The sequence below is a fragment of the Levilactobacillus tujiorum genome, from assembly GCF_012641185.1.
In the GTDB taxonomy this organism is placed as follows: domain Bacteria; phylum Bacillota; class Bacilli; order Lactobacillales; family Lactobacillaceae; genus Levilactobacillus; species Levilactobacillus tujiorum.
Genome location: NZ_JAAXLK010000015.1, coordinates 22,961 through 35,677 on the forward strand (window position 1 = coordinate 22,961; position 12,717 = coordinate 35,677).

Annotated in this window: 13 protein-coding genes; 2 read left to right on the forward strand and 11 right to left on the reverse strand. The window is 51.0% G+C overall.

The window, feature by feature from the left end; translation table 11 throughout:
* Positions 1–6 precede the first annotated feature (6 nt).
* The 7 genes from HF569_RS08285 to HF569_RS08315 form a co-directional block, all read right to left on the reverse strand.
* The gene (locus HF569_RS08285; protein ID WP_168902065.1) at positions 7–2,580 is read right to left on the reverse strand and encodes a carbamoyl phosphate synthase preATP-grasp domain-containing protein; all 2,574 of its coding nucleotides are present in this window, start codon (positions 2,578–2,580) and stop codon (positions 7–9) included.
* A 3-nt stretch (positions 2,581–2,583) separates the two neighbouring features.
* Positions 2,584–3,660 (reverse strand): carbamoyl phosphate synthase small subunit, encoded by a 1,077-nt coding sequence (locus HF569_RS08290; protein WP_168848635.1) that lies wholly within the window; start codon positions 3,658–3,660, stop codon positions 2,584–2,586.
* Between the two features lie 25 nt (positions 3,661–3,685).
* On the reverse strand, positions 3,686–4,219 hold the full coding sequence (gene pyrR, locus HF569_RS08295) for a bifunctional pyr operon transcriptional regulator/uracil phosphoribosyltransferase PyrR (protein WP_168848636.1): 534 nt from the start codon (positions 4,217–4,219) through the stop codon (positions 3,686–3,688).
* 134 nt (positions 4,220–4,353) lie between these two features.
* The gene (locus tag HF569_RS08300) at positions 4,354–5,277 is read right to left on the reverse strand and encodes an RluA family pseudouridine synthase (RefSeq protein ID WP_168848637.1); all 924 of its coding nucleotides are present in this window, start codon (positions 5,275–5,277) and stop codon (positions 4,354–4,356) included.
* On the reverse strand, positions 5,277–5,741 hold the full coding sequence (gene lspA / locus HF569_RS08305) for a signal peptidase II (RefSeq protein ID WP_168848638.1): 465 nt from the start codon (positions 5,739–5,741) through the stop codon (positions 5,277–5,279). The genes HF569_RS08300 and lspA overlap by 1 nt, the downstream gene beginning before the upstream one ends.
* Positions 5,742–6,226: 485 nt before the next feature.
* On the reverse strand, positions 6,227–7,882 hold the full coding sequence (locus tag HF569_RS08310; RefSeq protein ID WP_168902066.1) for a formate--tetrahydrofolate ligase: 1,656 nt from the start codon (positions 7,880–7,882) through the stop codon (positions 6,227–6,229).
* Positions 7,879–8,295, reverse strand: a complete 417-nt coding sequence (locus tag HF569_RS08315; RefSeq protein ID WP_168848640.1) for an EbsA family protein — start codon at positions 8,293–8,295, stop codon at positions 7,879–7,881. Before HF569_RS08315 ends, HF569_RS08310 begins: the two co-directional genes overlap by 4 nt.
* A gap of 38 nt (positions 8,296–8,333) precedes the next feature.
* Between HF569_RS08315 and HF569_RS08320 the strand changes: the two genes are divergently transcribed.
* Positions 8,334–8,741 carry a ribonuclease HI family protein gene (locus tag HF569_RS08320; RefSeq protein ID WP_168902067.1) on the forward strand — a complete coding sequence of 136 codons (408 nt, stop codon included), beginning with the start codon at positions 8,334–8,336 and terminating at the stop codon, positions 8,739–8,741.
* On the opposite strand, the gene HF569_RS08325 is transcribed toward HF569_RS08320, so the two are convergent.
* The 3 genes from HF569_RS08325 to HF569_RS08335 all read right to left on the reverse strand — a co-directional run bounded on the left by HF569_RS08325 (position 8,717) and on the right by HF569_RS08335 (position 11,423).
* A complete protein-coding gene (locus tag HF569_RS08325; protein WP_168902068.1) occupies positions 8,717–9,841 on the reverse strand; it encodes an NAD(P)/FAD-dependent oxidoreductase in 1,125 nt (374 codons plus the stop codon). The genes HF569_RS08320 and HF569_RS08325 overlap by 25 nt on opposite strands.
* 241 nt (positions 9,842–10,082) lie before the next feature.
* Positions 10,083–10,685 (reverse strand): nitroreductase family protein, encoded by a 603-nt coding sequence (locus HF569_RS08330; RefSeq protein WP_168902069.1) that lies wholly within the window; start codon positions 10,683–10,685, stop codon positions 10,083–10,085.
* 219 nt (positions 10,686–10,904) lie between these two features.
* Positions 10,905–11,423, reverse strand: a complete 519-nt coding sequence (locus tag HF569_RS08335; protein WP_168902070.1) for a TetR/AcrR family transcriptional regulator — start codon at positions 11,421–11,423, stop codon at positions 10,905–10,907.
* A gap of 178 nt (positions 11,424–11,601) precedes the next feature.
* Between HF569_RS08335 and HF569_RS08340 the strand changes: the two genes are divergently transcribed.
* Complete coding sequence (locus tag HF569_RS08340; RefSeq protein WP_168902071.1) at positions 11,602–12,267, forward strand: CPBP family intramembrane glutamic endopeptidase; 666 nt, start codon at positions 11,602–11,604, stop codon at positions 12,265–12,267.
* A 45-nt stretch (positions 12,268–12,312) separates the two neighbouring features.
* On the opposite strand, the gene HF569_RS08345 is transcribed toward HF569_RS08340, so the two are convergent.
* A complete protein-coding gene (locus tag HF569_RS08345) occupies positions 12,313–12,654 on the reverse strand; it encodes a hypothetical protein (RefSeq protein WP_168902072.1) in 342 nt (113 codons plus the stop codon).
* Between the last annotated feature and the right edge of the window lie 63 nt (positions 12,655–12,717).

Consider the following 12,717-nt stretch of genomic DNA (forward strand, 5'->3'; position numbering starts at 1 on the left):
GTTCATTCAAATCGTTCGATTAATAATCTTATCGAGTTGCTCCGTGTCGCTCAAATTACTCAGAGTCAACGCCTCACTAGATCCAAACGCGATCGTGGCCCCCATTTCTTGATCCGTTGTCCCCGGACGATTCAGGACGTGGAGTTGCCGGAATGGGAAGACCGCGTTCATCAGAGCCACGCGCTTACTGTTAAGGTCAATCTTAACGCTGCTCAACTCGTCGTCATCCAAAGTACCGATGTGTTGACGTGTCAGCATCCGCACCCAATTAATCCCGGTGACCTTACTTAGAAAAGCCATTTCCGTTAAGCGCGTCGGTCGCACGCCAACAACTTCAAGCTGCTTACTGGATTGGCTCTTAGGGGCGAAGAGGATCTGCACCATCCCCGTCAGCTGATGCTCGCTGACTGCCTGCTTAGCCAGTTCAACCAGCCGCTGCCGATCAGCGCGTGGCAACTCCGCTGGCATCCGAAAGGCCGTGACCTGCGCCAACTTTTGGGTCATCCCGGGCGCAATCATATCCATGACGCCCACCGCAATCTTATACTTGTCGTGCACGAACAGACTTACCCCAATGGTCGCCATATCGGGTTGTGGTTGTCCAATTTCCTGATCCGGCGGCAACACATGCAAGTTCAAGTCCAACTTGCTGAGTTCCCGCGTCAGGTAGTGGCGGTTCCCGGGAACAATGACGATGTCCGGATGTTCCACCTTAATCACGTTCAGCACATCCCCCAACTGAATGGGATCAACGTATTGCTTGTCCGTGAACTCTGGGGCGATGCCAATCGCATTAGGATTCGTATTCATCAAGATCGTGTGGTAGCCCGCGCGCTTCAATTGCTTAAGCATTTCGGTAGTAAAGTACTCCGCTGCCGTATTGGGGCCCAGTTGATTACCACCACGCCCGAGGACCAGTGCTGTCCGGTCACCCAACGGGCTACTCTCATTTTCATATTCAAAGGTACTGTAATAGCCACTGGCATGCTCATCAAACTCGCCTGCCGTGGGTTCAATCATCTTGTAGGTCGGTCGGATATCCGCTTCCTCTGACAGCCGTCGTACCGTCGCCGTATCCGTCTGCCAGATTCGCGCGATCATCCCATCACCAAATCCATAGTAACGCCCCATCTTGAAGGTCTCCACATCTAGGGGGTTATCCTTGATTCGCTGTTCAATCTTGAGGAGATGCTGCAACTTAACAAAGTAAAAGTTGTCAATCTTAGTCAGTTCACTCAGTTCATCGGGCGCATAGCCTCTACGTAGCGCTTCAATCAGGACCAGAATCCGATTAGCCAGCGGATGAATCAGTTGGCTAATCATCTCACCGTCCGTTAAATTCCTCACGCTGGGTAAGACGTCCCGCGGAGAGAACTGGGAACTTCGTACCGACTTCAGCATCGCCTCTTCCACCGAACGCCCGACGCCAACTGTTGATCCCACCGCTTTCATCACCGTATCCAAGTGTTGATCGGCATCTGGAATCTCCTGAAACGGCCAGATCGGTATGCGGACGCTGACGTGATCGATGCTGGGTTCCATAATCGCGGTCTGCTTGATAAAACGACTCGGCAGTTTAATGTCAACCAACCGTTGGCCCAACAGTAAGTCACCCACGACGAAGGCTAACGGATAACCCGTAGTTCGAGCCGCCAAAGCCACGCCTCTGGTAAAGTACGGGGCAATCTTCGTGACGTAGAAATGCTGATTATCCGGATTCAGCGCAAAGTGAATGTGGATCACGCCCACGACGCCGAGCTCAGTCGCAACGCGAAAGGTCGCATCCCGTAGATCCTGATACTCACGATCGTTTAGGGTCTGTGGTGGCGTCACGACAATCGAATCCCCGGAGTGAATGCCAATGGGATCGACATTTTCCAAGCCGGCAATTAAAATTCGCGTGTCGGCCACATCACGGACCGCGATCATTTCAATTTCTTTATAACCGACCACACTGCGCTCCAACGTGCACTGATCAAATCGCGACTGCGAGAAGCCTTGGCCCAACGCATCCAGCATTTCATCGACGTTTTCACACACCGTTCGGTTCGTATCCAGTCGCGGGGCGACCGGCTTCACAATCAGTGGGAAGCCGATGGATTCAACTAAGCCTAGTGCTTCGTCTTCCGTCGCCACCACCTGAGCCTCAATGACGGGTTCATGGATTTCCTTTAGCGTACTATTCAACGCGGCCGGGTTGTTAATTTGCCGTACCGTCGCAGCGGGCATCCCTAAAATGGTAATGCCATAACGCCCAATGTCGCCGCTTTCAATTAATTCTTGCGCAATCCGCACGCCTAATAACCCACCTAGTGTCGGCAAGATGGCGTCCGGCTGATCGCGTTCGATAATGTGCCGCACGTTAGCTGTCGTCACAGCTTGCACGTACATGTTAGTCGGCTGAATCTCCTCTAATGCCACGGAAAACGGATTATTATCAATGACTAGAGTGCGTACCCCGTGCTTCTTGAAATTAGTAATAATCTGCACGGTGGCACTATCCAGCTCGGTCTCGTGGCCAATTTCCGTCGGACCACTCCCAATAATTAAAACTTTTTGTAAGTCATCCAAGTTCTGCAAGCCTTATCCCTCCCGTGCTGTCATTGCTTCCATGAATTCATCAAATAAATCACGACTCTCGTGAGGACCGGGCGCACCGTCCGCGAAGAACTGCACAGAAAACGCCGGGAAATCCCGGTGGCGCAACCCCTGGACGGTCCCATTAATCAAGTCCACGTAAGTTGTAATCAGCCGGTCACGGTCAATTGACTTGGCAATGACGGCGTAACCTTGGCCCTGAGTCGCATAAATAATATCGTTGGTGATAATCCGGCGAATGGGATGACTACTCCCGTGATACTCCACGGGTAATGCGGCGAGTTGGGCCCCATTAGCCAGCGCAAATAATTCATGTCCCAGACCAATCGCAAACAATGGAATCTCCGCTTGAACCTTCCGAATCATCTCGAGGACCCCTTCGCCAAGATCTAGCGGTGAACCGGGTCCCGTTGACAAGAGGACGCCATCTGGATCCAGATTTAAGACATCCTGCGCACTCGCCGTCCACGGTAAAACCGTGACGTTACAACGTCGCTCGGATAACTGGCGTAAAATCCCGTGTTTCAGGCCAAAATCAATGACCACGACATTCTTACCAGTATCGGGGTTAGGGTACGGCTTGGGCGTTGCCACCTGATCAACCTGGCGATTCGTCAGCACCGTAGCATTCAACTGATCGAACGCGTGGGCATCCGCCACGTCGACAATGCTCCCCTTAACCGGTCCATCCATCTTTCGCAGCTTACGAATGAGATGGCGCGTATCAATACCGCTAATGCCCGGAATATTGTGTTGCTGTAAGAATTCGTCTAATGATAGTCGTGACAAACGATTGGTGGAGATATTCGTCACATCGCGCACAACCATCCCCTTAGCAGTCGGCAAAATTGACTCATAACTATCGTGATTAATCCCCACGTTGCCAATTGCTGGTTGTGCAAAGATAATGATTTGGTTGTGATAAATTTGATCGGTGATCGTTTCCTGATAGCCCAAAAGGTTCAAATTGGAAATGACTTCTCCGCTCGTAGTGGCGCCAGCACCAAATCCTTCACCGGCGTAGGCCGAGCCGTCTTCTAAAATCAAATAGCGTTTTGCCATGCTAAATCGGCCCCTTTATCAAAGTCTATGCCTGCTGGATTTCAACCGCGTCACGATCATCAATCTCACTGACGGAGACCTTGATCCGTTCGCGTTGAGAACTCGGAATATTTTTACCAACAAAATCGGCTCTGATCGGCAGTTCGCGGTGGCCCCGGTCAACCAACACGGCCAGGTTGATGGACTTTGGCCGGCCCAGGTCCATCACGGCACTCATTGCGGCGCGAATGGTCCGGCCGGTATACAACACATCGTCAACTAAGATAACTTTCTTACCTGCCACCGAGAAATTAATGTTCGCTGCAGATACTTTAGGATCGTGATCAGCATCATGCTCAATGTCATCGCGATATGACGTAATGTCTAAATCACCAACTGGCACCGTCACATTTTCAAGTTGTTGTAAGCGACTGGCAATTCGTCGCGCTAAATAAACCCCGCGCGTTTTAATTCCTAGAATAACAAGGTCATCGACGCCCTTGTTTCTTTCGATAATTTCGTATGTGATCCGGGTCAGGGCCCGTTGCATTGCCATTGCGTCCACAACTACCTTTGCCATCTTAAATTCCTCCTTAAAGTTTCACGCGTTCATGTGCAGGAAACGGGCAGGCTTCTTCGGCAAAACCTGGTGAAGAAACCCGCCCGCCTAGCTACCGGCAAACCCGCTTATCTTGTACGTTTAGCATAAAAAACCTAAATTGCTTTGTCAACTGGTAATCCAGCTTCTCGGCGCAGTTTCTTCACTACGGCCGCGAAGTGTGCGGGCACGGGGGCCGTGAAGTCTAACTGTTCTCCTGTCGTCGGTTGTACAAACCCTAGCTCACGCGCATGTAAGAACTGGCCTTCACCCTTAAGAGTCTTCTTGGGCCCATACAGGGGATCCCCCGCTACCGGATGATTAATGTAAGCCATGTGCACCCGAATCTGATGGGTACGGCCCGTCTCCAAGCGACAGGCAATCAGGGTGTACGTCCCGTAGCGCTCTAACACTCGGAAATGGGTAACGGCGGGTCGCCCATCGGCCACCACTGCTTGCTTCTTACGGTCTTTAGGCGACCGTCCCAGGGGCGCCCGAATCACGCCCTCTTCTTCCTTGAAGTTACCGTGAACGATCGCGACATATTCACGCAAGTTCGTCTTCGCTTGTAACTGTTCGGACAGGCTATGATGGGCGTGGTCGTTCTTCGCCACCATTAATAGGCCGGACGTGTCCTTATCAATCCGATGAACAATGCCGGGCCGTAAAGTCCCATTGATACTCGACAAGGGGCTATGATACAGCAGGGCGTTAACCAACGTATGGTTGGGATGTCCCGGTGCCGGGTGCACGACCATCCCCTGGGGTTTATTCACGACGATGACGTCATCATCCTCGTAGACGATATCCAGTGGAATATTCTCTGGGGTTAAGTCCAGTGGCTGTGGATCGGGGAGTTCAATATGAATCTGTGCGCCGACCGCGGGCTTATCCTTAGGCCGGGCCGGTTGTCCATCAACCGTAATCTGACCAGCCTCAATCGCATTTTTAGCCTGTGACCGTGAAATTGTGGGGACCGTCTCGGCCACCAGCTTGTCCAAACGCGCTACCGCCTGCACTGTAAAATCTTCTATTTGCATTAATGAGCCTCCCGACGATCGGCAAGAAAGACGCCGATCGCAATAAATATCACACCGACCGTCAAACAACTGTCGGCAAAGTTAAAGATTGGAAAATTAATAAAATTCAGTTGGAACATGTCAACTACGTATCCTTGCATTAACCGGTCGATAAAGTTTCCAATCGTGCCAGCCATCATCAAGGCCAGCCCTAATTCTTCTGGCCAATGGTCACCGCGATGCCGGTATTGCCAAAAGAAATAGCCCATGATTCCTAGGGCAACCACCGCAATAACGGCAAAAAACCACATTTGACCCTGCAAGATACTCCACGCCGCCCCATTATTACGGAGGTGCGTAAGGGACACAATTCCAGGGATGAAGCTTTGCTCGCCACCCAAGGGAATATTGGCCACCACGGCGTATTTGATCCACTGATCAATTCCGACCAGTAAGATGATTAAAATGGTATCAGCAATCAGCATAACTTTTGGAACACCTTTCCTATAAGTCGTTGTTGAAAATTATACCAGAAAAACCCGGCTTCCGACGGTTTGTCGTAAATAAAAGTTATCTCCGGCGTGAACCAGACCGCTATCCCCACCCAAAGGCGCTTTAACTAGCCCAATTCAGCCAGTTAATCACTAATACTTTCAATCACCTTGTCGCCAGACATGGCCCGATAACCGTCTGATTTTTGGCTGCCAACGTGAGCGGACAAGATCGCCCCCCTATTTTAGTCCCCAGTTATCGAACATTGGTCAAGCAGCACCTGCCCCAACAATGCGCTGTACCGGACAACTCTCTGGCAAGCGACAATTAATTTCAAAAAGGCTGCAACAATTTGGCCTGAAATAACCTTAGTATGAGTAGAGGGGCCATTCTGACTATTAGAAAAGCCCTGCAATCATCGGCTGTCTAGCCTGACGTTTGCAGAGCCCCTTGATCTTTAATTCTTTATAGTCACAGTCTAAAACAGTCCAGTAATTTTCCCGTCCGCGTCAATATCCATGTCTAATGCTGCCGGATGCTTAGGTAAGCCCGGCATCGTTAAGACGTTTCCGGTCAAGGCCACCACGAAGCCGGCGCCTAACCGTGGCGCAAACTCCCGCACGTGAATGGTAAAGTCCGTCGGTGCTCCCAATTGATGAGCGTCATCCGTCAGTGAATACTGGGTTTTCGCCATGCAGACGGGTAACTTATCCCAGCCATATTTGGCAAAGGTCTTCAATTGCCGTGCGGCCTTCGTCGACAGCTCAACGTGTGCGCCACCGTAAATCTTCTGGGTAATGGCCGTCATCTGCGTCATCAAGTCAGCGTGTTCTGGCGACAACCGGGTGAAGTGACTCGCCTGTTTCGTTGCCGTCACGACCTTTTCTGCCAAATCCATCGCACCCGCACCACCATCGGCCCAAACGGTCGTCGTGGCCACGGGAACGTTTAAGGCTTCAATATCATGCGTCAGTGCCGCAATCTCATCATCGGTGTCACTGGTGAACCGGTTAATCGCGACCACCACGGGCACCCCATACTGCTGCATACTGGTAATGTGGCGCTTCAGATTAGCACTTCCGACCTGCAAAGCAGCGATGTTTTCCGTCTCTAAATCTGCTCGTTTGACGCCGCCATTGTACTTGAGTGCCCGCACCGTTGCCACAATCACCACTGCGTCTGGTGTCTTTCCCAAAACGGGCGTCTTGATGTCCATGAACTTTTCGCCACCCAGGTCGGCACCGAATCCAGCTTCAGTCACCGCAAAGTCGCCTAGTTGCAGAGCCGTTTGGGTCGCTAACACCGAATTACACCCGTGCGCGATATTGGCGAAGGGACCACCGTGAATAATTGCGGGATTGTGTTCCAGCGTCTGGACCAAGTTCGGCTTAATGGCGTCTTTTAGCAATAACGTAATGGCCCCGCCAACCTTCAGATCGCCCACGGTCACGGGCTCCTTATCCACGTTATAGCCAATCAAGATGCGATTGACCCGCCGTTTCAAATCCGCCAAATCTTCGCTCAAACACAGCACGGCCATTAGCTCACTGGCAACCGTGATATCGAACCCATCCTGCCGCGGTACGCCCGAAGTCCGGCCACCTAAACCAATCACCGTTTGCCGTAACTCCCGGTCATTGATATCGAGCACGCGTTTCCAAACAATCCGGCGCGGATCCAGCCGCAATTCGTTACCCTGTTGGATATGGTTGTCAATCAACGCTGCCAAAGTATCGTGAGCTTCCGTCAATGCGTGGAAATCCCCGGTAAAGTGTAGGTTGATATCTTCCATGGGAACGACCTGCGCATAACCGCCGCCGGTAGCGCCTCCTTTGAGTCCCATAACTGGACCCATAGAAGGTTCTCGTAAGGCCAAGACAGTCTTGTGACCAGCCCGGTTCATCGCATCCCCTAAGCCAACGACCACCGTTGACTTGCCTTCACCAGCTGGTGTGGGATTAATCGACGTGACCAATACCAACTTTCCGGCGTGATGCTCCCCGGCAAGCGGCAAATTGATCTTGGCCTTGGTGTGACCATACGGTTCAATCTGATCAGGCGTTAAGCCCACCTTAGCCGCGATCTTTTCGATGGATTCGAGCGGCGTTGCTTGCGAAATTTCAATATCACTCAATTCAGTTCCTCCTTAGCCACATCCGGCATCGCCGCTTGGATTAATCCCGCTAGCTCAATCACCGAGTTTCGTGGTAACAAAAATTGATAAATCTTTCCTTGGGCAACGATTCCTAGCCGGTACCGTGAGATATGGACCCCACTGACATGGGCCAGCGGAATCACCAAATGGCGATGATTCAACACGGCACTCACGGTGAGTACCCCATTAGCCATAGTAATGTTGCGATAGTGGACCTCAATCCAGCAGAGCACTGCAAACGCAGCGAAGAAACCGAGCGTCCACCAATTAAAGTGGGTCACTTCTAGCCAGAAGATTGCGCCCACCATCAGCACCATCAAGGTCCAACTCCAACAAATAATGCTGCTGACTGGATTGGGTTGATACAAAAATCGTCGTTCTTGGGTTATCATAACTTAAAACACCTCACGCAAAAGATTGGAGTGATTCTTTGTTTTCCTTATATACTGATGCCGCCACACAGCCCCAGACTGGATTGAGCGCCGGTGGTATCCTGATTATTCACGACCACCAGCAGACCCAGCTCAAGCAGCTACTGACCGCCACCAACAATCACGCCGCTGAATTTGAGATTGCCCGCTTAGGCTTTCTGAAATTAGCGGCGTTAGTGGGCCCGGCTTGCGCAACGACTACTGTCTTATTCTATACCGATAGCCAGATTGTAAACGACAGTTTAACTAAACATTATGCAAAACATTACCAATCCTTAGTCGATGACCTGCTGGCTGCCCAAGCACCCTTTCAACTGGTGCTCACGCAATGGGTGCCGGAGAAACAAAATCAAGGCGCCCACACGCTAGCCAATCAGGCCCTTCACTCTGCCGAAGACGCCAAGTAAGTCGTCAACGGCTTCTCGTACTGGCTCCAATCCGGCGTACCACCGTAGAGCGCGGAGCCGGCTAGGAACTTTCCGATTTGTGGTCCGGTCGTCAAGCCCGATGACCCCAAACCTGAAGCCACTAAGAAGTCCTCGTGATCAGGCACCAAACCGAAGAACGGTGCGAAATCACTGGTGTAAGCACGGGTACCCACCCGTACACCAGTGAGACTATCTGCGGTTACTGACTTGACTAGGCGTTGGGCACTCCCTAGCAGGTCAGCCGTGACCTCTGGATCAACACTGAGGTCAAATTCACGATCATTTTCGTGGGTCGCCCCCACGATCAGTTTGCCATGGCCAAACGGTACAAAGTCACGTTCACCCTCAGGCATGACCACGGGCATATGCTCTTGGAGTGGGTAGTCTTTAACCGCTAACTCGATCAGCTGACCCTTCTGCGGCCGAATATCGGCCACAATCCCCAGTGGGGCAATCAATTCTTTGAGCCAAGCCCCCACCGCAATAATGACCCGATCAAATTGACGGGCACCCAGTGAGGTCAGTACTTCACCTTGCGCGTTTAATTTGACGCGTTCCCGGCTAATCTTCAAATTGCGTTGACTAGCGATTGCCAACAATCCATTGACCAAGGCCGCGCCGTCGACCCGAGCACCACCGGAAATCATCACTCCCGGCTGCGGTGTCATTAACAAGGGAACCCGCGCCTGGACTTCTTGTGCCGTCAGCAGGCTGACATCCCCCATCGTGGCTGCCGCCTTGCGCCGGTCCTGTGCCAAAGCAAATAGGGTCTCCAAATCCGCTTCGTCTTCACGCGTCACAATCGTCCCCGTCTGCTGGTAGACGTCCGTCCCTAATTGGGCGTTGTGAATTAACTCTGGATAGAGGTCAGCACCGGCTTTGGCCAAGCGATACCACTGCTGGTTACGACGCTTAGATAGCCACGGCGAAATGATGCCTGCCGCCGCTTTAGACGCCTGACCCACACCATCGTCAAACAGGGTCACTTTAACCTTCTCACTACCCGGTAATTGACTCAAATAATAAGCTGCAGTGGCACCAACAATTCCGCCACCGATAATGGCAATTCTCTTTTGCATGCAACTTGACCTCCTAATCAAGACAGTTTTAACTAATTTTCATTTTAGCATACCTTGCCCCTGATAACCGTTGAGTTAATCTGGCAACTTGCTCATTTTAAAATTTCAACTGATTCATTCACAAACCAATCAGCACTTCTCCAACGTGCAGGGACCTCACTAGTCACTGACACGGGGTATGCCAAAAGGGCACTTGCCATGACGGTAAGTGCCCTTTCTGATGGTCTATAACTGCTGAAGTCTACTTAAATACCCGGAAGCGTTCACTATCGTCCAGGTAATCTTTATCACCGGCTGGGGCTTCAATCGAGCCAAAGTCCATTTCGGCTCGTAACCGCCAACTGGCAGGGACGTCAAAGGCTTCCCGTACAGCGTCATCAATCAGTGGATTGTAGTGTTGGAGGTTAGCCCCCAAGTCGTTTTCGGCTAAGGCTGTCCAGACCGCGTACTGGGCGTTACCTTGCGCTTGCTCGGACCAGTCCTGGAAGTTATCCGCGTATAACGGGAAGTTCTGTTCAAAGTCCTTAACCGTTTGCGTCTCCGTAAAGAAGAGGATCGTCCCGTAGGCCGCTTTAAACCCATTAATCTTAGCCTGTGTCTTAGCAAAGGCGTCATCGTCTTTGACGACTTGACGTAGAGCTGCGGCAACGATATCCCACAGTTTTTCGTGAGAATTGCCAAATAGGATCATCGCCCGAGTGGTTTGATTGTTAAATGGTGACGGTGCTTGCTTAATCACTGAGGTGATCAGGTCAACTAACTCATCCTGTGAGAAGTCAACTTTGCGTCCCAAAGCGTAAATACTCCGCCGTTTCTTAGCGAGTTCAATAAATTTAGTTTCCATGATTAAAAGGCCTCATTTCATTTGTCGTGGGTAACGTGTGCATTTTAGGACTAATGTTTGCATGATGACTACTAGTGTACCACTTACTTTTAGGAAGTAAAGCGACTTATGTTTAAATTTCCTATCGGTACATGTTAATCCCCTATAAAAACGGCTTCACATCCATTAACTAAACTTTTCACCTTCATAAAAGTGCTTTACTAAATTTTATCAGTAAAGTTATTCGGCCAACAATTTCAGCAGTTGTTCGCTGATCCACGTCGCGTCAAACGGGGTGCCTCGTTGTAGCAAAACGCCCAATAAAAACGTCCACATCGCGGTCGTCGTTTGTGGTGTAGCCACGGCCTGCCGCTGAGCCGCCAGCAGCGTTACCACCGTTTGTAGGCTTTGTGGCACCGGTGGCGGTGTCACGACAATGAAGGCCACCGCATGGGGATGAGCGGTCACATAGGCCAGCAAATTAGTGACCATCCGCTGCAGCATAGCGGTGGCGTCCGCTGAATCGAGAACGCCAGCGTGAAGCGCCGCCGTCAGCTCCTCAATAATGTCTTGTCGCAATTGCGTTAACAACGCTGCCTTATCCGGATAATGTCGATAGACGGCCGCTGGTGTAACTTCAAGAAATCGGGCAATTTGTCGCAATGAGAGGCGATCGCCACCGGCTTCCTCCAACTCTTGTCGTGCTCGCTGAACGATGGCCGCCGCTAAATTTTGTCGATGATAGGGTTGCTGGGTCATTTTTTGTCATCCCTTTCCAAAACACTGTTCACTTCGTAATGTTATCACTGATTACATTTAAAGTAAACAGTGATAACATTGACTTGCTTTAGCAGATTCTTACACAAGCTTTACACGCACGGCCCGTTGAAAGTTTTATAATGAACCTAACCATTACTTTTAGAAAAGAGTGTCGTCTATGTCTCGTCCTATTTCTACCCGTCGGCTCGTCTGGCAAATGATCGGGTGCTGGCTAATCTGGTTGCTAGCGCAATTCGTGTTAAACGTTCCCATCGAACATCACCTCACTGGCTGGCCAGAAGAGCTGGCACTTGATGCCGTCAAGCTGATTATCTGGATCGGCGCTGCCTGCTGGCTATTGCACCAAGCAAGGCTTGAAGAACTCGCCGTCGCGCCTCGTGAACAGTGGCGTCCTAACTGGCATTTCACCGCTGGTTATGTCGTCTGGTTAGTTATCGTCGTTTACTTGCTGGCGGAATTTTGGCTCATGCATCACGGGCTACGCGTCAAACCCAGCTTTACCCCTGAGTATTGGGGGCGCTACTTTCTCGTCGTCGGCATTACTGAGGAATTTCTTTTCCGCGGTTATTTTCTGAACGTCTTACTTAGAAAGTTCAATCTTACTCAGGCAAACACCATCCAAGCGCTCGTCTTCGCCAGTATGCACATCCCCCGTTACCTCACCACAGTTCCTGCGATGGGTCCCATGACTTGGATCGGTAATCTCATTACCGTAACCGCATTGGGTGCCCTCTTCGGGTGGCTGTACGCCAAGAGCCATTCACTCTGGCCGGGCATCATCACTCATATGACTTGGGATATTCTGGTGACTCTATTCGCCTAGTGCAGCAAAAAAGCGTGCCGTCAAAAATTGACGACACGCTTTTTATTAATGTCTGATATATCGCCGCAGGTAGCCTAGCAAAATTCCTAGAAATATCAACGGAAGTAAAAAGCTCAGCAACGGCGTTACAAAATACGCAGTCGTCCAAGCCGAACCGACATCCAGAACGAACACGATCCCACTTGCGATCAACAAGATCTGCCACCACAGGCGCGTGATCTTAGCCTCATACGTCAGACCATAGACCAACAGCGTCAATGCGGTTGTTATCAGCAAGGCCCGTTGAAACAGTGTCACGGGCACCACGCCAGCTAAAATCAATGCGACAACGCTAAGACCGATGAAAAAATAACCGTACCAGCGTTGGGTCTCTTTGATTGCTTTCACGATTATCGCTTCCCTTTCTTATCTACCTTTAGTGTAGCGATTCACGCGACTCTTTTCAAATAG